Raw genomic sequence first — 21,982 nt, 5'->3', positions numbered from 1 at the left:
AGAGGGGTGCCGCGATGCGCATAGGCATCGTCAACGACCTGCCGATGGCGGCGGAGGTGCTGCGACGTATCCTTCTCGCGACCGCGGAACACCAGGTGGCCTGGATCGCCGCCACGGGTGAGGATGCCGTCGCGCTCTGCCGCCAGAACCTCCCTGATCTTGTTCTGATGGACCTGATGCTGCCTGGCATCGATGGCGTTGAGGCCACTCGGCGCATCATGGCCGAAACCCCGTGCCCCATCCTCCTCGTCACCGCGAGCGTGGACGCCAATGTCCCCCGCGTCTTCGAGGCCATGGGCCACGGCGCGCTGGACGCGGTGGACACGCCCGCCATCGGCACTGGCAACCCGAACGAGGGCGCGGCGCCGCTGCTGCGGAAAATCACGGCGATCGGCCGGCTGGTCGGCGAGCGCGGCGGCGCGCCCGTCCGGCCGCGGGCGATTGAGACGGTGCCATCCTACCCCCTGATCGGGATCGGGGCTTCGGCAGGGGGCCCCGCGGCGCTGGCCACGGTCCTGAGTGGCCTGCCCGCCAACTTCCCGGCCGCGGTGGTGATGGTGCAGCACGTGGATGAACGCTTCACGGCGGGGATGGCGGAATGGCTCGGCGGCCACTCGGCCATGCCGGTGCGCCTGGCGCGGGAGAATGACAGCCCTGCGCCAGGGACCGTGCTGCTGGCGGCGCGGGAGGCGCATCTGGCGCTGAAATCGGCGTCTCTGCTCGGCTATACACCGCACCCGCGGGACTATGCCTACCGCCCCTCCATAGACGTGTTCTTCCACAGCCTCGTTCAGTTCTGGAAGGGGGAGGCGTTCGGCGTGCTGCTCACCGGCATGGGCCGGGACGGCGCGCTGGGCCTGAAGGCTGTCCGCGACAAGGGATGGCCGACCATCGCGCAGGACCGTGCATCCAGCGCCGTCTACGGAATGCCCAAAGCCGCGGCCGAGCTTGGCGCCGCCTCCGAGATCCTGCCGCTCCCCGGCATCGCTGCGCGGCTGGTCAGCATGGTATCGCGCTCAATCAGCAGGGAACCAGTGCCATGATCATGGACAACAAGTCGACCTTGCGGCCGAACGCCGCCTCGGCCCCCGACCAAAATCCTGTCATGGTCCTGCTCGTGGACGACCAGCTGATGATCGGGGAGGCGCTGCGGCGCATCCTGGCGGACCATCGGGATATCGACTTCCACTACTGCTCTGACCCGACCAAGGCGATCGCCACCGCAAAGGAGGTCGGGCCCACAGTCATCCTGCAGGATCTCGTGATGCCCGGGGTGAACGGCCTGGATCTGGTGCGCCGCTACCGCGAGGATCCGGCGACGCGGGACGTGCCGGTCATCGTTCTCTCGACGAAGGAGGAGCCGCTCATCAAGAGCGAGGCTTTCAGCGCCGGCGCGAACGACTACCTGGTCAAGCTGCCCGATCGTCTCGAGCTGATTGCCCGGCTCCGCTATCACTCGCGGGCCTACCTGAACCAGCTGCAGCGGGACGAAGCCTATTCGGCGCTGCGGGAAAGCCAGCAGAACCTCATTAAGGCCAACCTGGAACTCCAGCGCCTCACGAAGATCGACGGCCTGACAGGGCTGAGCAACCGTCGCTATCTCGACGAGTATCTGGCGGCGGAGTGGAGCCGCACCGCGCGGCTGCGCCTCCCGCTCGCCCTGCTGATGATTGATGTGGACGAGTTCAAGCGCTACAACGATACCTATGGGCACCTCGCCGGCGACGACGTGCTGAAGACGGTCGCCACGGCCATCAGCAGCCACTGCCGCCGGTCTGACGACCTTGCTGCCCGGTTCGGTGGTGAGGAATTCGCCGTGGTGGTGCCGGAGGTCAGTCGGGATCAGGTGGATGAGCTCGGCACCCAGCTATGTCGCGCCATCGAGGCACTTGGCCTGCCGCACCGCGCGTCCCGCGTCGGTGGCCATGTCACCGTCAGCGTCGGCGCTGCGCTCTGGATTCCTGACGAGAAGGACTCCCCGGCGGCCTTGATCGAGGCGGCGGACAGGGCCTTGTACCAGTCCAAGGCGGCCGGGCGGAATCGCTTCACGCTCGCGTCCTAGATGAGGATGCAGGCGGAGGATTCCTGCCGCCTGCGGTATTCAGCCTGGCCCGGTCAGGAGAAGCTGCCTCTGTCCCGTCTTCGGATCTGCCGCGCCATCTCCGGGCCCGGCACCTTGCCGGAGGCCTGATCCCGCTGCGTAGCAGGCCGTTCTGCCCGGCGACCTTACTTCCCGCACCACGATCGCGCCGCGCGGCAGCCTCTTCAAAGGGGAGGAAATGTCGTCTCCTGAAGGAGCGAGCTCATCGTCTTCCGGATGGCCTCGGTGAGCTGCGCGACATCAGGATCCGCAACGGGCTTGCTGAAGAGATAGCCCTGGCCCTCGTCATACCCGGTCGATAGCAAGATGCGGAGTTGGTCCAGCGTCTCGATCCCCTCGGCCGTTGTCGTGACCCCAAGCGTGGCCCCCAGCCCTGCCACCGCTCGGATGATCGCCCGGGCCTCCTGCCCATCAGGAAGTTCCCGCACGAAGGACTGGTCGAGCTTGATCTTGTCGAAGGGAAAGCTGCGAAGATAACTCAGGGAGGAATAGCCCGTCCCGAAATCATCCATCGCGATGCGCACGCCGAGGCTTCGAAGACCCCGAAGGACGTCGAGATTGGCCGTGCTGTCCTGGAGCATCAGGGACTCGGTGATCTCGATCTGCAGCAGTTCGGGCTGAAGGCCTGAGTCGGACAGGGTCCGCGACACGGCATCGACAAGCCCGGCGGATCTGAACTGGGCCGGGGAGAGGTTGACCGCCACTCCGCACCCTGCCGGCCAGCCTGCCGCCCGCGAGCAGGCCTCCCGCAGGGCCCATTCCCCCATGGATACGATCAGCCCGGTCTCTTCCGCCACGGGGATGAAGTCCGCCGGGGAGATCAGGCCGCGCTCCGGGTGGCGCCAGCGCAGCAGGGCCTCGAAGCAGCTGATCTCTCCGGTCTTCAACCGCACCAGCGGCTGGTAGTGGAGCTCGAACTCACCCCGGGGCAGCGCGTGAATCATGGCGGCCTTGATGGCCTGCCGTGTCCGAAGGCGCTCATGCATGCCGGGCCTGAAAAAGGCGTGGGTTCCCCGGCCTTCCGACTTTGCGCCGAAGAGGGCCACTCCGGCGGATTTCAGAAGATCGTCCGCCGTCCGCCCGTCCTCCGGCGCGATGGCTACGCCGACGCTGGTCCCGATGATGATCTGCTGGCCGTGAAGTTCGAAGGGCTTCGACAGGAGCGCGACGATGCGACAGGCCAGCCTGGCCGCATCCTCCGGCTGCTGGACCGACGGTTGCACGATGGCGAACTCGTCGCCGCCGAAGCGCGCGAGCGTATCGGAACCTCGCAGGTGAGATTGAATCCGTTCGACCACGTGCCCCAGGAGAGTATCGCCCACAGCATGCCCGAAGGTGTCGTTGATCGCCCCGAAACCATCGAGGTCGAGCGAGAGCACCGCGGTCCTCATCCCAGGGCGACGATCCTTGAGGATGTGGCCCAGGCGCTCGCGGAAGAGGATCCGGTTCGGCAGGCCGGTCAGGGCGTCATGCCGCGCCATATGGGTGATTTTTTCCTGCGCGGCCAGCCGCTCCCGCTCCGCCTCGCGCCGTTGGGTCACATCTCGGAAGAAGATCGAGATGCCTTCCGGGGCGGGGTAGGCGTGAACCTCGAACCAGCAATGAACCGAGGCCAGATACTCCTCGAACGCGACGGGAACCTGCTCCGTCATGACCTTGCGATAATGCGCGGCGAAAACACCATCCATCTCGTCCGGAAACATCGTCCACACGCTCGCCCCGGTCCTGAAGCCCCGATCCTGCAGCAATCGCCTGGCGTTCTGGCTGGCGTAGGTCACGCGCCAGTCGTGATCGAGCATGAGGACGCCGTCCATCGTGCTCTCCAGCACGGCGGACAGGCGGGCGGCCGCGGCCTCTGCCTCGCGCCGCGCCGTCTCCGCCGCCTCACGGGCCTGGCGGACGGAGGTGACATCGCGCGAGATCGACAGCAGGCGGGCCGGGCGGTCCTCCGCGCCGGGGATGTAGCCGACGATCGTGTCGAGCCACTGCACCGAGCCGTCCCTCTTGAAGCGATGCGTCGTGAAGCGGCTGGTCTTCCCTGCCATGGCGGCAGCCAGGGCGCCCTCGATCATCTCCCTGTATTCGGGCGGGATGATCTCGCCCCAGATCTTCGTATCCAGATCGGCCGTGCTGTCGAGATCGAGCAAGTGATGTCCGGCCTCGTTCATGAAGAGGAGCCGGCCCTCGATGTCGAGGATTCGCACGCAATCCGGGCTGTTCTCAAGGATCGTGCGCGCGAAGGCCTCGCTTTCGCGCAAGGCCTGTTCGGCCGCCTTGCGATCCTGGATGTTCTCGAGCGTGCCATACCAGCGCACGATCCGGCCACCGGCATCCCGCCGGGCGGCGGCGCGGGCCCGGAACCATCGGTAGGATCCATCGGAGAGCTGAAGGCGGTATTCATGGTCGAGTGGCTCACCGCTCCTCAAGGAGCGGTCCCAGCCCTGCAGAGCCCGTTCGGCATCGTCCGGATGGAGTGCGCGCGCCCATCCCGCGCCCAGGGTCTCCTGCCTGGACATCCCGATCTGGCCGTGCCAGCGCAACCCGACCTCGTCGACCATGCCTTCAGGGGTGGCGGTCCAAGGGATCTGGGGACTCAATTCCACGGAGTAGCGGTAGTGCTCCTCGCTCTCCCGAAGGGCTGCTTCCATTTCCCTTCGTTCGGTGATGTCGAGGATTGAACCGACATAGCCGAGGAAGCTTCCATCCCGGCCGAAGCGCGGCTGGCCGGCGTCGATGACCCAGGCCCAGTCTCCGCCGGACCGACGCAGCCGATACTCGACGCGGAACGGTGCCGACCGGGCGGCGGCCACCTCGAAGGCCTGTTCGATCTTCGCGTGATCTTCGGGGTGAACGGCTGCCATCCAGCCCGAGCCAAGTGCCTCGCTCACGGCTTGGCCGGTCGTCTCGGTCCAGAGCTGGCTGAAAAAGGTTGCCGTGCCATCCGGGTCGGCAACCCAGACGATGACTGGCGCATCGTCGGCCATCTTGCGAAACCGCGTCTCGCTCTCTCGCAGGGCGATCTCGGCCAGCTTGCGGTCGTGGATGTCCTCGGTTGTTCCGTACCAGCGGGCCACGGCGCCGTGCTCGTCACGGCGTGCAGCCGCACGGGCGCGGAACCAGCGATAGGTTCCATCGCGCAGGCGGAAGCGACATTCCAAATCGAGTGGCTGGCCGGTTGCGAGCGATGCGGCCACGCTTTGCCCGGCGGATTCCCGTTCATCGGGGTGTATGGCAGGAAGCCATCCGGCTTCCCTGAGTTCCTCCCTCGTCATCCCCGTGAATTCGAACCAGCGCGGGCCTGCCTCAAGGATCCTGCCCTCCGGGTCAGCCGTCCAGGGGATCTGCGGGCTGAGCGCGTAGGCGTAGTGCTGATCCTCCTGGCTCTCGCGCAGTGCTCCCGAAATCTGCTGCTCGTGCGTAAGGTCGGTGAAGGACACGACCAGGAAGCTTTCCCCGCCACTCGGACCCGGCAGCGTGACCAGGCGCTTGAGGGTGGTTACGACGTGTACCTTGCCGCCGGGGAGGGCAACCTGCTCAGTGGTCTTTTGCTCGTTACCCGTACCGAAAACCTCGTCGTCCGTGGCCCTGTTCCGGTCCGCCTGTTCCCTCGGAAGGAGATCATGGTCCGTGCGAAGCAGCGCTTCCTCACGGTCGATACACATCAGGGCGCATGCTGCGTCGTTGACCGCGAGCCAACGGCCCTCGCGATCCTTGACCAGGATGGGATGCTGAACACCGTTCAGGAGAAGGTGGAAAGTCTCAGCCGGGTTTGAATGCCAGGTTCCCGTAGTTTCGCATTCGCGATCCGACGCGCCAGCGCTGCCCGCCGAAGAAGACACCATGAACGGTCGTTGCCTCATGTCGTTCCTGGACGTGCCATGAGGTGTCCACCTGCAAGGCCCGGGGAGACGACATAAGTAAACTGGATGGATGACACAACCGCAAGTTGAAAAACGCCGCTTGGGCGCGCCGAGGACCTGACCTTCGGCACGTCTCTGTCGGCCCTCATCACGCTCCCGAACCATGTGGACCACCCGTTCTGCCGGGATGGCGGCGTTACCGAGCGGGCGAGCCGCTTGGTGGCGGGGCCGGGCTTCCCATCACCCGATAGCCGGCCGTCGACGCGCGCGGCCGGCGTGCTGCAGCGGACCTCGGAGGTGAGGAGCGTCAGGCCGCGCGCCTTCGCCCCCGGTCGCGCTATCCTGTGCTCCGCGACGATCGCCGCCCGGGGAGGCTCTCCTGGCCCGAGCCTGCGAAATCCTGGCCGGGTGCGGAGGAGCCGCTTGGTGCTGGGCTACCTGCAGCCTTGCCAGCGCTGCCCTGCCACGCCCGCGGCCGACATTCCGCACGGCTGCGCCTCCTTTCAGGACTGTTCACCGCGCTGTCGGATCCATTCGTCCCTGCCGCCGGATGCATCGCCATCAGGTTCCGCTAAACGACTATTTGAACGATGCTGCCTTGTCGCCGGGGGGGGGCCTGATGAACCTGCTGCTGATCAATCCCAACACCAGCACCTCCGTGACGGACCGGATTGCTGGGGTGGCGCGTGCGGCCGCGGCGCCGTCGACGGAGATTCGCGCGGTCACGGCCCGGACGGGCGCGCCATACATCGCGACGCGGGCGGAGGCGGTCCTGGGGGCCGCCTCCGTGCTGGAGCTTCTGGCTGACCACGCGAACGGGGCGGATGCGGTGATCATCGGCGCCTTCGCTGACCCGGGCCTCGGGGCGGCGCGCGAACTGCTGCGCGTTCCCGTGGTCGGGATGGCGGAAGCGGCCATGCTCACGGCCTGCATGCTGGGACGCCGCTTCGCGATCGTCACCTTCTCGGTCTCGCTGGAGCCCTGGTACTGGGAGTGCGTGGAGTACAACGGCCTGGCACGGCGCTGCGCGGGCGTGTTCTGCCTGGACGAGCCTTTCTCCGGCATCGACGACGTGGCGGACGAGAAGGCCGCACGGCTGGTGGAGCTCTGCGGCCGCGCGGTGGCGGCGGGGGCGGATGTCTGCATCCTCGGCGGCGCGCCCCTGGCGGGCCTGGCGGCCCAGGTGGCGGACCAAGTGCCCGTGCCGCTGCTGGACGGTGTCGCGGCCGCCGTGCGGCAGGCTGAGACCCTGGCGGTACTGGGGCCGCGCAAGGCCACGGCGGGGAGCTTCCGGCGCCCCGCGCCCAAGCCGATGACGGGGCTCTCCCCCGCCTTGCGGCGCCTCTTCGAGGAGGGATAGGCGGCCCCTAGCGCATCCCGGTGATGGAGGCGGAGAGGGCGCGCGGGTCGCGCATCGGCCAGCGCCCGCAATCCACCTGCACGATGAAGGCGGTGACGAGGCGGTTGAACTCGTCCGGGTCTTCCAGGTTGATGGTGTGGCCGCAGTTCGGCATCACCGCCAGCGCGGCGGACGGGATGCTCTGCTTCATCAGCAGGCCGGGCTGCAGGCACGGCCAGTCCTCGTCCCCGGTGAGCACGAGGGTAGGGACGGTCAGCGCCCTCATCTCGTCCACCAACGTATAGAGGGACGGTCGTCCTCCCTGCACGCCGATCTGCGTGTTGGCGGAGCCGAGGGCGGAATGCTCCGCCAGCCCCTGCGCGAACTCCGCGAAGCCGCGCGGATCCTTGTTCTCGAACTGCACGCGGGTGGGGCCATAGGCGTAGCGGCCGGCGAAGCGTGCCATCCCCTCCTCCTTCAGCACTGCCGCGCTGGCCGCCGCCTCAGCCCGGAAGCGGTCCTGCTGAGCCAGCTCCGCCCCGTAGCCGCAGCCCGCGACGGTAAGGGAGAAGGCACGGGAGGGGTGGCGGAAGCCGAAATGCAGCGTTGCGAAGCCGCCCATGGAAAGGCCGACCACATGCGCCTTCTCCACGCCCAGATGGTCCAGCACGGCGAGGATGTCGTCCGCGGCGCGCGCCTGGGAGTAGCTGGAGGGGTCCTCCGGCACGTCGGAGGGCGGGTAGCCGCGGGCATTGTAGGCGATGGCGCGGTAGCGCTGGCCGAAATGGCGCAGCTGCGGCTCCCAACTCCGCATATCGCCGGCGAATTCGTGCACGAAGATCACGGGCGTGCCGCTGCCGGTTTCCTCGCAGTAAAGCGTCACGCCATCATCGGTCGTCGCGTGGGGCATGCCCGTTCTCCGTCAGGAGCGGATCGCCGTCTGGCGTGGATCCGCTGTTCCAAGTGTGTCCGGCGGCGCGCTCCAGATCCATCAGGCCCCGGGGGCTTGGGTCAGGCGCCGGCCTCGGCGGGGCGCTTCTGGTGCAGGTAGTTCGCCCGGTAGAAGGCGAGGGCGAGATCCAGGTAGAGCGCGGGCTCGTGCTGGACCGGCTGCTCCGCCGTCACGCGGGTCGGCACGGGGGTGATGACGGCCTGCGGATTTGGGTTGTGGAAGAAGGCAATGGAGTAGCGGTCCTTCCCACTGTCGTTCACCACCCCATGAGGGGTGGAGAGGTAGGTGTCGTTGGACCAGCGGCGCAGGATGTTGCCGAGATTGACGAGGAAGGTGCCGGGGATCAGCGGCGGGATGAACCACTTGCCGTTGGTCAGCCGCACGGCCAGGCCCGGCACCTCCGTCCGCGCGAGGATGGTGAGGAAGGAGTTGTCCGTGTGCGGTGCGCTGCCGAACTGGTTCTCCTCGATCACGTCCTGCGGCGGGTAGTGGATGAAGCGGATGGTGGCGTTGGACTCGTTCGCGAAGGACGCGTCGAACCAATCCGGCGGCAGGTCGAGCGAGGCTGCGAAGAGCGCAACGAGCCGGTCCGCGAGCCCGTGCACGGCGCGGTAGTAGGACACCATGTCCTCCCGCATGGTGGCGGGCGGGGAGGGCGGCCACTGGTTGGCGCTCCGCAGCGGCTTGCCCGCGATCACGTCCGGGTGGTCGGCCGGGCGGTCGTGGGTGATGAAGAAGCTCTCGTTCAGGTTGGGCTTGGTGTTCTTGTGCACGGTGGAGGAGGCGGCGAGCGAGCCCGCCATCGGCAGGTAGCCGATGTTGTTCTCGTTGACCTTGATGGAGAGCTTCTCCTCCATCGGCAGGGCGTGGAAGGCCTGGGAGGCGCGGAAGGCGCGCTCGACCAGCTCCTCCGGCACGCCGTGATTGCTGATGTAGAAGAAGCCCACTTCCTCCGAGGCACGGCGCAGCTCGGCCGCGGCGGCCTCCCTGGAACCCGGCTCCCCGGCGAGATAGCGGCCGAGGTCGATGACCGGGATGGGCGTGCGGGACTGCTCCTCCCCCGACAGGCCCTGCTGCTTGAAAAGGTGCATGGTCGTTCGCTCCCCGGGCATCAGGCCCGCTTGAGATTCCAGAAGATCGGCGACCCCACCACCCGGTCGCGCAGATCTGCGCGCGTGGCGGTGAAGTTGCGCAGGCCGCCTAAGGGGATGAAGGGCAGTTCCCGCATCGCCACCACCTGCATCTCCCGCGTGATGGCGGCCTGGGCGGCGGGATCGGCGGTGTCGAACCAGTTCTCCCGCAACTCCTCCAGCCGGGGGATGGTGGGCCAGCCGAACCAGGCGCCAGCACCGTTGCCGCGCAGGAGGGCGTTGGTGGCGGGGTTCAGCAGGTCGAAGCCGGGATTGGAATAGAAGCTGGCGGACCAGCCGCCGCGCTCGACCGGCTCCTTGTTCGGGCGGCGCTGCACCACGCTCGCCCAGTCCGTGAGCTGGACGTCGAGGTTCATGCCGAGACGGCGGAACAGGTCGATGCCGACCTGCGTCAGGGCGGAGGGGTTCAGGATGTCGGTGGGGCCGAGCACGCGGACGAGCCCGCCATCATATCCCGCCTCCTTCAGCCGCTGCCTCGCGAGATCCATGCTGCGCGGGCCGCGCAACGGCTCCAGCCCGGCATCGCTGGCCGAAGGGGACCCGGCGGGAAAGACGCCGGTGCCGGTGATTCCCGCCTCCGGGTTGTTGCCCACGCAGGCCGCGACGAAGTCGGCCTGGTCGATCGCGGGCAGGAGGGCGCGTCGGATGGCCGCGTTGTCGAAAGGCGGGTTCAGGCTGTTGAAGCGCAGCAGCAGCGTGTAGGGCAGCAGGTCGAGCGGCCCCACGCTGATGCCGCGGCTGCGGCGCAGGAGTTCCAGCACCTCCGGCGGGGGCTGGCAGAACCAGTCCATCTCGCCCCGCTGCAAGGCCGCGGCGGCGGTGGCGGCATCCGGCAGCGTGTGCCACTCGATGCGGTCGAAATGGGTCAGCTTCGGCCCTGCAGTCAGGCCCGTGCCGCCCGCGGGCGTCGGGCTGTAGCCGGCAAAGGGCGCGTAGGCGGAGAAGCTGCCGGGAATGTGCTCCTGCGCCAGGTAGCGGAAGGGGCCGGAGCCGGTGGTGTCGGTGATCTGCTGGAAGGGATCGGTGCGCGCCACCCGTTCCGGCATGATGAAGGGCACCGGCGTCGCGGGAAGGCCGAGCATGGGGACGAGATAGGGCAGGGGGCGCTTCAGCCGGAAGCGGATCGTCAGGTCGTCCGGCGCGCTCAGCTCGTCCAGCACGGATTTCAGCTTCTGGCCCAGCGGGGCGCGCACCATCCAGCGCTCCAGGCTGGCTACGCCGTCCCGCGCGCGGATCGCCTCCCCATCGTGGAACTTCAGGCCGGTGCGAAGCCTGACGGTGCATACGCGACCGTCCTGCTCGAGGCTGTGGCCCTCGGCCAGCTGCGGCGTGGGCTGGAAGTTTGCGTCCGTGCCGAACAGCGTGTCGTAGATCAGGAAGCCGTGGTCCCGCGTGACGACGGAGGTGGTCCAGATCGGGTCGATGCTGCCGAGATCCGCCTGCGGCACGTAGCGCAGCACGCGCGCCGGCGCGGGCTGGGCCCTTGCCCGCAAGGGAACGGCCGCCGCGGCCGCGCCGGCGAGGATCGTCCGCCGCCCGATCATGCCCGATCCTCCCCCCATCCCGTCATGGCGTGTCACACCGGCTTCCGTGCGCGCCAGCGCCGGGGCTGGTCGGAAGGGAAGGCAATGCCGCTGGCATCCAGCCCGAGGCTGACAAGGAGCTTCGCCAGCGCCACTGCGGAACGGTAGCCCTCGAGCACGGGAATGCTCCAGCCCATCTCCTTCAGGCGCTGCTGCAGGAAGGGCTGCATCCAGTAGCTGGCCGAGCAGCCGAGGATGATGCTCTCCGCCCCATCTTCCTCGATGGCGGCCTCGGCCGCGGCAACAGCAGCCTCCAGCATGGCCGAGGGCTGGCCCGAGAGCGCCAGAGCCTTCTCCCTCGCGATGGACTGCTCCCCCTGGTGCGCCGGGCGGGGCAGGGGGAAGTTGACGTTGCGGATGGAGGCGCAGTGCTCGGTAAAGCGATATCCCACGACGAGGTTCGCCATTTGCGCGTTGTGTGTCTCGGAGATGTCGATGATGCTGAAGCGGTGGCCCTGGGTGACGGCGATGTGCATCTGGGCATGCGCGCAGCTCGTCACGGGGATGCCGTAGCGGCGCCCGATTTCCCGCGCCTCCGGATAGCCGGGATCGCCGCCGCCGAGCAGCACGACCGCATCGAAGCGGCCGCTCTCGCAGGCCTCCCGCACCAGGGGCAGGCGGTTCACGCCCACCATCATGAACTCCTCCTTCGTCTCCACCGGCCATTGGCCATGGGTGGCGGGGGCGCCGGCATGGACATCCCATTCCACCCCCGCCAGCAGCGGGGCGACGTTGGCGTAGTCCATCACCAGGTCCTCGCGCGTGCCGCTGTGCGGGCGCAGCGCATAGGCACCGGGCGCGAGGCTGAAGGCGTTGATGAGCATCAGGCGGGGCGTGGCCATCAGATGGGGTTTCCAGCGGGGCGGCTGCGCAGCAGCACGGAGACGATGAGCGAGACGAGGGCGAGCTGCGCCGCGACCAGGGTCAGCGGCAGCACCCAGTTGCCGGAGAGGGCGACGAGCAACGTGAAGCCGGCCGGGGCGAAGAGGTAGCCGAGGAAGGTGAAGAGGGTTGACCCCGCCGTGGCGGCGGCCACCTGGGCTGGCGGAGCGAGGCGCGCGACCTCGGAGAGGTAGATGCCGTTCCAGCTGGCCGCCAGGAAGCCCGCCGCGCCCGCCAGCAGGTTGATGGCGAGAAGGGAGGTGTCCGCCGGCATCCAGGCGAAGCCCAGTGTCACGACGGCGGCGGCCAGGGCCTGGACCAGCAGGTTGCGGACCGGCCGCCCCGTGCGGTCCGCCAGCCAGCCCAGCAGGATGCGCGCGACGACGCCGGCCGCCTGCATGCTCGCGAAGGCCGTGCCGGCCTGCACGAGGGTGAGGCCGTGCGAGAGGTTCAGCCAGGTGACGGAGAAGGTGAAGAGGCAGCCCTGCACCGCGGCGAAGGACATGGCGAGGGCGGTGAGCGGCGGCAGCGACGGGTGCAAGCCCAGCGCGGCGACGGGGGCCGCCCAGGTCTGGCGCTGCAGGATGGTGCCGAGGCTGATGGATTGGCGCGGGTCCCGCTCCGCATCCAGCGATTCCTTGAGCGGCTGGATGACCAGCGCGGCGAGGAGCGCGACGGCGACGGTGACGAGGATGCCCGCCATCCAGCCGAAGGCATGGGCCACCGGGGCCGTTACCAGCCCCGCCAAGGCCCCGCCCAGCGGCGCGCCGGCCTGCTTGACCGAGAAGATAAGGGTGCGGTGCTCCGGCGGCGCGGTGGCCGCCAGGATGCGGCTGCCGGCGGGCGGGGAGGGACCGTAGCCGATGCCGAGCAGGAGGGAGGCCGCGACCAGCGCCGGGGTGCTGCCCAGGCCGAGCAGCAGCATGGCCGCGGCGGAGACCGCCGCCCCCCATTGCAGCGTGCGCACCGGCCCCAGGCGCGTCAGCAACGGCCCGCCGAGGAGGAGGAACAGCGCCGTGCCTGCCGCCACCAGGGCCGAGAGGTTCCCCACCGCCTCCGGCGGGAGACCGGCCCGGGCGGTGACCAGGGGCGCGATGACGGGCACGCTCTGGGTCAGGAAGGAGGCGACGGACTGCATCAGCAGCGTCGACCCCAGCGCGGCGACCCAGGGCAGCACGCTCAGCCGGCTCCGCCGGCGGGAAGGCTCATCGTCGCCACCGTATCCATGTAGTGCGCCTGGATGGTGGCGAGGGCGGTGGGGCGATCGCCCTTCTCCATGGCCTCCAGCAGGGTCCAGTGCTGGGCCTGCTGGCGGTCGGTGCCGAGGTCCCCGGCGCGGGCGCGGACATAGCGCTCGATGTTCACGCGCTGGGTGCGGAGCATATCGGCCAGACGCGGCCAGCCCGCGGCGTCGTAGATGGCGTTGTGGAACTCGGTGTTCAGGTCGGTCCAGCCCTCGTCGCGCCTCTTCAGCCGGTCCATCCGGCGCAGCGTCCGCCGCATCCCCTCCAGCTGCTGCGGCGTCACGCGCTCTATCACGCGACCGATGCAGAGCTGTTCCAGCGCCACGCGAATGCTGAAGAGCTCCTCCAGGTCCGCCTGGGTGAGCGTCGTTACCTCCACCCCGCGATAGGGGAAGACCTGCACCAGCCCTTCGGTCTCCAGCTGCTTCAACGCGTCTCGCACGGGGGTGCGGCTCACGCCGTGCGCGGCCGCGATCTCGTCGATGTCGAGCCGGCTGCCGCCCGCCAGCTCCCCGCGAAGGATGCGCTCCCGCAGGGCGGCGGCGATCACGTCCTGGCGGCTGGGGAAGTGAATGGCGGCCGCGCCCGCCAAGGGCTTGCGCGCGGAAAGGGGCTTGCGAACGGAATGATCCAGGGTCATGCTCCAACTAATATATTAGATTCTTTGTTTTGCAGGAACCCTTCTTTTGCTCCTTCTTCCCGCTGATCCGGCCGCTGATCCCGCCCTCTCCGCCATGTTCGACCGCGTGAAGGCGAGCCGGGGCTGGGTGTCCAACGCCATGAAGGCCTTCGCCCATGCGCCGGAGGGCCTCGGCGTCTTCTCCACCGTTGGCCATTACGCCCGCTACGGCACGGCGCTGACGGAAGTGCAGCGCGAGCTGGTCATCCTGCTGGTGGGGCGGGGCGTTCCCTATGCCTGGGGCCATCACGCGCCGCTCGGGCTGCAGGCCGGGATCACGCAGGGGCAGATCGACGACATCCGGGATGGCCGGATGCCGGAGACGCTGGCGGAGGCCGACCGTGCCCTCTGCGCCTACGTCCTCTCCTTCCTCGCGGGGCGGGGCACGGGGCCCGATGTCGCCGGCCCGCTGCGCGCGCATTTCAGCCCGCGCCAGGTCACCGACATCACCCTCCTCGCGGCCTATTACCTCGCGCTCGGCACCTCGATCCTCGCGCTCGGGGTGGAGCTGGAGCCGCCGGAGATCCTCGCGATCGAGCTGGAATGGCAGCGCAAGCAGAGCGCCCTGCCGGAGGAGAGCTGACCATGCCCCGCCACATCGCGTGCCTGTCCTTCGACTTCGACACCTGGTCCGGTTTCGCCTCGCGCGGGATGCTGACGCCGACCCCCATCTCGCGCGGGGAGTTCGGCGTGATCGGCGCCGGCCGCATCCTGGACCTGCTGGCCAGCCGCGGCATCAGGTCCAGCTGGTACGTGCCGGGCGTGGTGATCGAGACCTATCCGGCCGCCTGCGAGCGCGTGATCGCCGGCGGGCATGAGATCGGCCACCACGGCTGGAGCCACGTGCCGCCGGCCGACCTGCCGGCGGACCGGGAGGCGGAGGAGTTCGCGCGCGCGGTGGAGAGCATCCGCCGCCTCACCGGCAAGGGGCCGGTCGGCTACCGGTCGCCCTCCTGGGACATCAGCGACCGCACGCTCGACCTCGCGATCCAGCACGGCTGCCGCTACGACAGCAGCATGATGGGGCATGACTGCGAGCCCTATTTCGCGCGGCGCGGGGACAAGGTGGCCGCCGATGCGCCGCTGGTCTTCGGCGAGACGACGGATCTGGTGGAGATCCCCATCAGCTGGTCGCTGGACGACCACCCGCATTTCGAGTTCTTCCGCCTGCCCACCACCCTCATGCCCGGCCTGGCGAACGCGAACGCGGTGCTGGAGAACTGGATCGCGGATTTCGAGTACATGCGCCGCACCACGGAATGGGGAATGCTCGTCTTCACCTTTCATCCCTACGTCATCGGCCGTGGCCACCGGATGCTGATGCTGGAGAAGCTTATCGACGCGCTGGGCGGGATGGGCGCCGAGTTCCTGACGCTGGACGAGATCCAGCAGGAGTTCCGGGCGCGCGCCGCCGCCTAAGGGCCGCCCGCGCGAGGGGCCGCAAGAGCCCCCGTGCCGAGGAAGCGCGGACCGTCCCAGTGTTCGACCGAGAAGGACCCCCGATGCGCCGACGCCACCTCCTCCTCTCGCCCTTCGCCGCCTTGCCCGCCGCGGCCTGGGGACAGGCCTATCCCAGCAAGCCCATCCGGATCATCGTGCCCGTACCGCCGGGCGGGGGCACGGACATCATCACGCGGCTGGTGCAGCCGGGGCTGCAGGAGCGCCTGGGCCAGCCCGTGCTGATCGAGAACCGGCCGGGTGGCGGCAGCACCATCGGCACCAACCTCGTCGCCCAGGCGCCGGCAGATGGGCACACGCTGCTGATGATCGACAGCGCGGTGGCGGTGAACCCTTTCCTCTACGCCCGTCTGCCCTTCGACACGGAGCGCGACCTCCAGCCCGTCTCGCTGCTGGCTACCGCGCCGGTGATCCTGGTCGCGCATCCCTCCTTTCCGCCAAGGACGGTGAAGGAGGTGCTGGACTACGCGCATGCCCATCCCGGCGCGGTGAACTTCGCCTCCGGCGGCAACGGCGCCTCCACCCATCTTGCGGGCGAAATGCTGCGCTCCGTCGCCAAGCTGGACATCGTGCACGTGCCCTATGCTGGCACGGCACCGGGCGTCACCGCCGTGCTGGGCGGGCAGACCCAGATCATGTTCGCGGGCATCAGCTCCACCCGGCAGTATGTGGAGGGCGGGCAGCTTCGCGCCATCGCCATCACGGGCAACCAGCGCTCACCCGCCCTGCCGGATGTGCCGACCTTCGCGGAGGCCGGGCTGCCCGAGATGAACGCCGAGACGATCTGGGGCCTCTGGGCTCCGGCCGCCACGCCACTCGCCATCGGCGAGCGGCTGTCGCGGGAGATTGCGGCCGTGCTCGCCCTGCCGGATATCCGGGCCAAGGCGGCCGAGCTCGGCTTCGTTCTGGCCGGCACCACCCCTGCCGAGTTCTCCGCCCGCTTCCGGCGCGAGCTGGACACCTGGGGCCCGATCGTCCGGCAATCCGGCGCGCGGGCGGGCTGAGGCGATGGCCGCGCGCGATCTCTCCGATCTCTCGGGCAAGGTCGTCCTCATCTCCGGCGGCGGGGGCGGCATCGGCAGCGCGGCTGCCCGCGCCTTCGCGGCCGCCGGTGCCGCCGTGGCCGTGGCGGACCGCCTGAAGGAGAGCGCGGAGGTGGCGGCGGCGAGCGTGCGGCAAGCCGGGGGCGATGCGCTGGCTCTGGAGACCGACGTCACCTCGGACGAGAGCGTGGCGGCCGCCGTGGCGGGCACCCTCACGCGCTTCGGGCGGCTGGACGTGCTCTACAACACCGCCGGCGGCACGGACCCCGAGGACGGGCCTGTGACGGAGGTGCCGCTGGAGGTCTTCGACCGCACCATCAACCTCGACCTGCGCGGAACCTTCCTGTGCTGCCGCCACGCCATTCCCGCCATCATCCGTGCGGGCGGCGGGGCGGTGATCAACATGTCCTCCGGCGCCGCGCTGCGCGGGGCAAGCCCCTTCCATGTCTACGGTGCGGCGAAGGGAGCCATCCTCTCCCTCACGCGCGCCCTGGCCGGGCACTACGCCAAGCAGGGCGTGCGGGTGAACGCCATCGCCTCCGGCCGCGTGCAGACTGCGCGCATCCTGCGCGACTGGGGTACGCTGGATCCGGCCGACGAGGGGCGCGACCCGCAGAACCCGGCGGCGCGCCTGCGCGAGTACCCCTTCTGGGTCGGGGATCCCGAGCATATCGCCGCCACGGCCGTTTTTCTCGCCTCCGATGCCGCGCGGATGATCACGGGCGCCACCATCCCCGCCGATGGCGGGCGATCCTCCTACTGACCATCCGGCACCACGAGGCGGGCGCCGGACATGACGCCAGAGACAAGAAAACACGCAGGGACGAGCGCACGACAACGCCCAGGAGACAGGCCACCATGCCCCTATCGACGGATACCGTTTCCCGCCGCGCGCTGCTCGCGGCCACCGGCGCTCTCCTCGCGCGGCCGGGGCTGGCGCAGCCCGCCGCCTGGCCCAATCGCAGCGTCCGCGTGCTCGTCGGCTATCCGGCCGGTGGCGCCAACGATCTCGTGGCCCGCGCCGTCTCCGCCCCGCTCACCGACATCTTCGGGCAGGGCTTCGTGGTGGAGAACCGGGCGGGCGCCGCCGGCTCCATCGCCGCGGAGGCCGCGGCGCGGGCCGCGCCGGACGGCTACACGCTCTACATGATCTCCAGCTCCCAGGTGCTGGCGCCGAGCATCCGCCGCAACCTGGGCTTCGATCCCCTGCGCGACTTCGCGCCGATCGCGCTCGGCGCACGTTCCCCCTACTACCTCGCGGTGCACCCTTCCGTGCCCGCGAAGGACCTGCGCGACCTGGTGGCCCTCGTCAAGGCACGGCCGGGCGCGCTGAGCTACGCCTCCTCCGGCGTCGGTGCCGGCCCGCACCTGACGATGAGCCTCTTTATGGCCGTCGCGGGGATCGAGATGGAGCATGTGCCCTACAAGGGCGATGCCGACCTGATGGCGGACCTGACCACTGGCCGCGTGCCGGTCTCCTTCATCTCCGTCGCGGCGAGCTATCCGCACATCAAGGCCGGCACCTTGCGCGCCTTCGCCGTCTCCGGCGCCGAGCGCCTCGCGCTGACGCCCGAAGTGCCGAGCGTGGCGGAGTGCGGCTATCCCGGCTTCGACATGGACGCCTGGTGGGGCCTCGTCGGCCCTGCGGGGCTTGCCCCGGAGATCGTGGAGAGGGTGGCGACGGCCATGCGCCCCATCCTCGACGCGCCCGCCTTCAATGCGCGCTTCGCGACGCTCGGCGTGGTGCCGGGCAAGCTGGGCCCGGCCGAGTTCGGCGCCCTGATCCGTGCCGACCGCAGCCGCTTTGACGACATCGTCCGCATCGCGAAAGTTCCGGTGCAGGACTGAATAGAATCCTGGAGTAAGTCATGACCGAGGCAGCCACTTTCACCGCGAGCGATGGCGAGACCATCGCCTACTACATCGACGATTTCACCGATCCCTGGCGCGAAGCCCCGGTCATGTTCCTGCTGCACTCCGCCATGGGCAACTCGGAGCGCTTCTACTCCTGGGTGCCCGGCCTGGCGCGGCATTTCCGGCTGATCCGCATGGACCTGCGCGGCCATGGCCGGTCCAGCGTGCCCGATCTTTCCGCGCCCCTGACCATGGACCGGCTGGTGGATGACGTGGTCGAGCTGATGGCGCTGCTCCGCATGGAGAAGGCCCATGTCACCGCCAATTCCGCCGGCGGCTACGTGGCCCAGAACCTTGCGATGCGGGAGCCGGAGAAGGTGTTGAGCATGGCGGTGGTCGGCTCCACCCCCGGCCTCAGCCCGGAGGCGCTGAAATGGCTGCCGCGGATCAAGAAGGAGGGACTGCGCCACTTCCTGGCCGACACCATCCACATGCGCTTCGACCTCGCCAGCACGGGCCCCGGCATGGTCGAGTGGTTCCTGGACCAGACGGAGCAGAACGACCGGGATTTCGTCGTCCGCTTCATCGGCTACGCCGCGACCCAGAACTGGAGCGATCAGCTCCATCGCATCCGCTGCCCCAGCCTCGTGATCCTGCCGGGCGCCGAGACGGTGGGCGCCGCCGCCCTCTACGACACCATGCGGGACCGCATTCCGAATGTGCGGATGATCGCCTACGAGCACATGCCCCACAACATCGCGGACATGCTGCCGGACCGCTGCGTGGCCGACATCATGGCCTTCCACCGCGACACCTTCGGCTACCCGGGAGCTGACCGTCGATGACCGAGCTGCCGCCGGTCCATCCCACCATGGCCTTTCACGCGGCCAGCGACGGCATCCGCCTCGCCTGGCGCGTGGACGACTTCACCGATCCCTGGCGCCCGCGCCGCGAGCCGATCCTGCTGCTGCACCCGGCCATGGGCGCCTATCGGCGCTGGTATGGCTGGATCCCGATCCTCGCCCGCGAGTTCCCGGTGATTTCCATGGATCTGCGCGGCCACGGTGCATCCGAGGTGCCGGACGAATCCCACCCCATCACCGTCGAGCGCCTCTGCGACGATGTGCGGGAGCTGCTGGACGCGATCGGCGTGGCGCGAGTCCACCTCGTCGGCAACTCCGCCGGCGGCTATGTCGGGCAGCGGCTGGCCATCGAGGATCCGCAGCGCATCGCCACCCTGTCGCTCTTCGCCTCCACCCCCGGCCTGCGGAACAGCAAGGCCGGTGGCTGGCCGGCGGAAATCGCGCGGTTGGGGCTGGAAGCCTTCGTGCGCGCGACGGTGACGGACCGCTTCCCCGAGGGGACCGATCCCGGGCTGGTGGACTGGTTCTGCCGCCAGACCGGGGGCAACGACCCGCGCTGGATCGGCCGCTTCGTGACCCATATGGCGAGCCGGGACTGGACGGAGGACCTGCCGCGCATCGCCTGTCCCACACTGATCGTCGCGCCCGGCCAGGAGCCCATCGGATCGCACAACCAGTACGAGATCATGCGGGACATGATCCCGCGGGCGGAGCTGCTGACCTATGAGGGGATGCCGCACAACCTCGGCGACGCGGTGCCGGAGCGTTGCGCGCGCGACGTCCTCGACTTCCTGCGGCGCCAGGGTGCCTGAGCGGGCATTCCGCGGCGGCGGATCAGGCCGGCACGGCCGCCTCCAGCGCGGCGACGAGGGCCGCGTTGGCGGGGGCGGCAAGGCCGAGCCGCGCGGCCTTCTCCACCAAGGCCCCATTGATGAGCAAGACCTCCGTGCGCCGCCCGCGCGCGAGGTCCTGCGCCATGCCGCTGGTGGCGCCGGGATCCAGCGCCGCGCCGTAGCGGACCAGCCCGGCCTCCAGGGTCGCCAGGGCTCGCGCTTCCTGCCGCGCCGCGGCGAGCCACGTCGCCCCGGGGACGCCGCAGAGGGTGTCCAAGCCCATCCCCGCCGCGCCCGCCGCTGCCGCCACCTCCAGCCCGACCCGCATCATCTCGGCCCGAAGATCGGGATCGAGGAAGAGGTCGCGGATCGGCCGCCGGTGCAGGGCGGAGAGGGGCGAGGTCATGCAGTTGAAGACCATCTTGGTCCAGCGCGCGGCGGGCAGGTCGTCCACCACCTCCGCCCTGTCCACCTGGCCGAGCACCGTGGCCAGCGCGCGAAGCCGCGGACCCGCCGGGCCGCCCGTTTCGCCCAGCCTGAAGGTTGGCGCGCCGCCATCAAGACGTCGGCGGTGCCGCCGCACGAGGCCGGGCTCGACGAGGTTGGCGAAAAGGCCGGTGACGATGCAGCCCATAACCCGGTCGACGCCCAGCTGTTCCGCGAGGTCCAGATCGGCCAGGGCATTGAGCGTCACGAGGTAGGGCCCGCGATAGGCCGTCTCGATCCGCTCGACGATCGCGGGCGCATCGGCCAGCTTCGTGCAGAGGACAACCAGCCCGGGCGCGACGGACGCGATCTCCTCCACGGTGTCGATAAGGTTCAGTCGCACCTCCAGCCGCCCGGACGGCTCGTCGATCCGAAGGTCCTGGGCCCGAATGGCGTCCCGGTTCGGCTCCCAGGGTTCAAGGACAACGACCGGCTCTCCGGCCGCGGCGAGGTGCCCGGCCATGTAGGCGCCGACCGCCCCGGCCCCCACGATGAGCAAGGGCGGCCTGCTGGCGGCGAGCGGAGTGCTCATGCGGACGATGTCCCTGTGCCGGATCGAGGTGCGGGATCCTACCACGCCCGCTGCTTGGGCAAGACGGGGGATGTTGCGTGAGGTACGCGGCCGGCGACGCGCGCGACTGGGTGCGGGACACGCTGTGCGGCTATTTCACCGTCCTCTATACGCCGTTCCGTGAGGACGGGGCGGTCGATGAGGAAGGGCTCCGCCACAACGTGCGGCGCACGCTGGCGCTGCCGGGCGTGGGCGGCCTGTCCGTGAACTCCCTCCATCAGGAGTTCTGGACACTCACCGGGGTCGAGAGGAAGCACCTCGTCGAGGTCGTCCTGGATGAGGTGGGTGGCCGCGCGCCGGTCGTCGTCGGGTGCTCCGATCCCTCGGCCGAGACGGTTGTCGATCTCGCGCGCCACGCCGCCGCGGCCGGCGCTGACCTGGCCATGGCCTGGCCGCCCTTCTACGGGCCGAGATCCGCCGAGAGTGTCCGGCACTTCTACGAGTACGTGGCCGGGCGGATCGGGATCGGGCTCGTGCTCTACAGCACGACCCTGCCGGAGCTCGGCTACTATCTGACGCCGCCGGAAGTGGAAGCGCTCCTGCCGCTGCCCGCCGTCTGCGCCGTGCAGAACACGACGCTGAACCTTGCGCAATACGCCGCCATGCTGGAACGGGTCGGGGACCGACTGCCCGTCGCGACCTCACTGGAAGAGTACCATCTCTTCGGCCAGATTGCCTTTCCGAAGCGCGCGCCCCGCTTTCTCATCGGCTCCTCGCGCCCGGTGCTCTGCCAAACGCCGGCGCACCCGCATTGCGGGCGCTTCATCGAGGCGATGGCGGCGGGGAACCTGGCGGAGGCGGCGGCCGAGGCCCGGACGATCATGGCGATCGCCGATCGTCTGCAGAGCCGCTACTTCGCCCGCGGCTTTCACCATGTCGGTCTCTTCAAGCACGTTGCCGGCCTTCTCGGCATGCGGGCGGGTTCCACCCGGCCGGGCGTCGCGCCGGCGAGCGTGTCCGAGCGCGAGGAGGCGGAGCAGATCTTGCGGGATCTCGGCCTCCTGTCCGAAGGCGGGGCATGATGGTACCCAACCAACCCTGATGCCTAGCGCCCCCGGCCGCCAGCGGCCGTCCAGCGGAGAT

19 protein-coding genes are annotated in these 21,982 nt (G+C 69.4%); 11 read left to right on the top strand and 8 right to left on the bottom strand.

What is annotated here, in order from left to right; all coding sequences use genetic code 11:
* Positions 1-14 precede the first annotated feature (14 nt).
* Both J5Y10_RS19665 and J5Y10_RS19660 read left to right on the top strand, forming a co-directional pair.
* The gene (locus J5Y10_RS19665; protein WP_209375806.1) at positions 15-1,043 is read left to right on the top strand and encodes a chemotaxis response regulator protein-glutamate methylesterase; all 1,029 of its coding nucleotides are present in this window, start codon (positions 15-17) and stop codon (positions 1,041-1,043) included.
* Entirely contained in the window at positions 1,040-2,062 is a 1,023-nt protein-coding gene (locus J5Y10_RS19660; RefSeq protein WP_280855572.1) for a diguanylate cyclase domain-containing protein, read from the top strand. The genes J5Y10_RS19665 and J5Y10_RS19660 overlap by 4 nt, the downstream gene beginning before the upstream one ends.
* Before the next feature lie 203 nt (positions 2,063-2,265).
* Here J5Y10_RS19660 and J5Y10_RS19655 read toward each other — a convergent pair whose 3' ends face one another.
* Entirely contained in the window at positions 2,266-5,961 is a 3,696-nt protein-coding gene (locus J5Y10_RS19655) for a PAS domain S-box protein (RefSeq protein ID WP_209375805.1), read from the bottom strand.
* A 619-nt stretch (positions 5,962-6,580) separates the two neighbouring features.
* On the opposite strand from J5Y10_RS19655, the gene J5Y10_RS19650 reads away from it, so the two are divergent.
* Complete coding sequence (locus J5Y10_RS19650) at positions 6,581-7,321, top strand: aspartate/glutamate racemase family protein (protein ID WP_209375804.1); 741 nt, start codon at positions 6,581-6,583, stop codon at positions 7,319-7,321.
* A 7-nt stretch (positions 7,322-7,328) separates the two neighbouring features.
* Here the strand turns inward: J5Y10_RS19650 and J5Y10_RS19645 are convergent, their stop codons facing one another.
* From J5Y10_RS19645 to J5Y10_RS19620, 6 genes are all read right to left on the bottom strand, one after another.
* Positions 7,329-8,210 (bottom strand): alpha/beta fold hydrolase, encoded by an 882-nt coding sequence (locus tag J5Y10_RS19645; RefSeq protein ID WP_209375803.1) that lies wholly within the window; start codon positions 8,208-8,210, stop codon positions 7,329-7,331.
* A gap of 101 nt (positions 8,211-8,311) precedes the next feature.
* Complete coding sequence (locus tag J5Y10_RS19640; RefSeq protein WP_209375802.1) at positions 8,312-9,343, bottom strand: isopenicillin N synthase family dioxygenase; 1,032 nt, start codon at positions 9,341-9,343, stop codon at positions 8,312-8,314.
* Positions 9,344-9,363: 20 nt separating this feature from the next.
* Positions 9,364-10,947, bottom strand: a complete 1,584-nt coding sequence (locus J5Y10_RS19635; RefSeq protein ID WP_209375801.1) for an ABC transporter substrate-binding protein — start codon at positions 10,945-10,947, stop codon at positions 9,364-9,366.
* 32 nt (positions 10,948-10,979) lie between these two features.
* Positions 10,980-11,828 (bottom strand): aspartate/glutamate racemase family protein, encoded by an 849-nt coding sequence (locus J5Y10_RS19630; protein WP_209375800.1) that lies wholly within the window; start codon positions 11,826-11,828, stop codon positions 10,980-10,982.
* The gene (locus tag J5Y10_RS19625; RefSeq protein WP_209375799.1) at positions 11,828-13,045 is read right to left on the bottom strand and encodes an MFS transporter; all 1,218 of its coding nucleotides are present in this window, start codon (positions 13,043-13,045) and stop codon (positions 11,828-11,830) included. The genes J5Y10_RS19630 and J5Y10_RS19625 overlap by 1 nt, the downstream gene beginning before the upstream one ends.
* A 2-nt stretch (positions 13,046-13,047) precedes the next feature.
* Positions 13,048-13,752 (bottom strand): GntR family transcriptional regulator, encoded by a 705-nt coding sequence (locus J5Y10_RS19620; protein WP_209375798.1) that lies wholly within the window; start codon positions 13,750-13,752, stop codon positions 13,048-13,050.
* Between the two features lie 46 nt (positions 13,753-13,798).
* On the opposite strand from J5Y10_RS19620, the gene J5Y10_RS19615 reads away from it, so the two are divergent.
* The 7 genes from J5Y10_RS19615 to J5Y10_RS19585 all read left to right on the top strand — a co-directional run bounded on the left by J5Y10_RS19615 (position 13,799) and on the right by J5Y10_RS19585 (position 19,821).
* Complete coding sequence (locus J5Y10_RS19615; protein WP_209375797.1) at positions 13,799-14,374, top strand: carboxymuconolactone decarboxylase family protein; 576 nt, start codon at positions 13,799-13,801, stop codon at positions 14,372-14,374.
* A gap of 2 nt (positions 14,375-14,376) precedes the next feature.
* The gene (locus tag J5Y10_RS19610) at positions 14,377-15,210 is read left to right on the top strand and encodes a polysaccharide deacetylase family protein (protein WP_209375796.1); all 834 of its coding nucleotides are present in this window, start codon (positions 14,377-14,379) and stop codon (positions 15,208-15,210) included.
* Positions 15,211-15,293: 83 nt separating this feature from the next.
* A complete protein-coding gene (locus J5Y10_RS19605; RefSeq protein ID WP_209375795.1) occupies positions 15,294-16,253 on the top strand; it encodes a Bug family tripartite tricarboxylate transporter substrate binding protein in 960 nt (319 codons plus the stop codon).
* A gap of 4 nt (positions 16,254-16,257) precedes the next feature.
* Positions 16,258-17,055: an SDR family NAD(P)-dependent oxidoreductase gene (locus tag J5Y10_RS19600; protein WP_209375794.1), complete on the top strand. Its 798-nt coding sequence runs from the start codon at positions 16,258-16,260 to the stop codon at positions 17,053-17,055.
* 95 nt (positions 17,056-17,150) lie between these two features.
* The gene (locus J5Y10_RS19595) at positions 17,151-18,140 is read left to right on the top strand and encodes a tripartite tricarboxylate transporter substrate-binding protein (protein ID WP_209375793.1); all 990 of its coding nucleotides are present in this window, start codon (positions 17,151-17,153) and stop codon (positions 18,138-18,140) included.
* Positions 18,141-18,160: 20 nt separating this feature from the next.
* Positions 18,161-18,991, top strand: a complete 831-nt coding sequence (locus tag J5Y10_RS19590; protein WP_209375792.1) for an alpha/beta fold hydrolase — start codon at positions 18,161-18,163, stop codon at positions 18,989-18,991.
* Complete coding sequence (locus J5Y10_RS19585) at positions 18,988-19,821, top strand: alpha/beta fold hydrolase (RefSeq protein ID WP_209375791.1); 834 nt, start codon at positions 18,988-18,990, stop codon at positions 19,819-19,821. The genes J5Y10_RS19590 and J5Y10_RS19585 overlap by 4 nt, the downstream gene beginning before the upstream one ends.
* 22 nt (positions 19,822-19,843) lie before the next feature.
* On the opposite strand, the gene J5Y10_RS19580 is transcribed toward J5Y10_RS19585, so the two are convergent.
* Positions 19,844-20,860: a ketopantoate reductase family protein gene (locus J5Y10_RS19580; protein ID WP_209375790.1), complete on the bottom strand. Its 1,017-nt coding sequence runs from the start codon at positions 20,858-20,860 to the stop codon at positions 19,844-19,846.
* 77 nt (positions 20,861-20,937) lie between these two features.
* On the opposite strand from J5Y10_RS19580, the gene J5Y10_RS19575 reads away from it, so the two are divergent.
* Positions 20,938-21,921: a dihydrodipicolinate synthase family protein gene (locus tag J5Y10_RS19575; RefSeq protein WP_209375789.1), complete on the top strand. Its 984-nt coding sequence runs from the start codon at positions 20,938-20,940 to the stop codon at positions 21,919-21,921.
* Positions 21,922-21,982: the final 61 nt, after the last annotated feature.

The sequence above is a fragment of the Roseomonas indoligenes genome (assembly GCF_017813365.1).
GTDB lineage: Bacteria > Pseudomonadota > Alphaproteobacteria > Acetobacterales > Acetobacteraceae > Roseomonas > Roseomonas indoligenes.
Note: the sequence above shows the minus strand (reverse complement) of the source record. Positions and strands in the feature narration are given on the sequence as shown.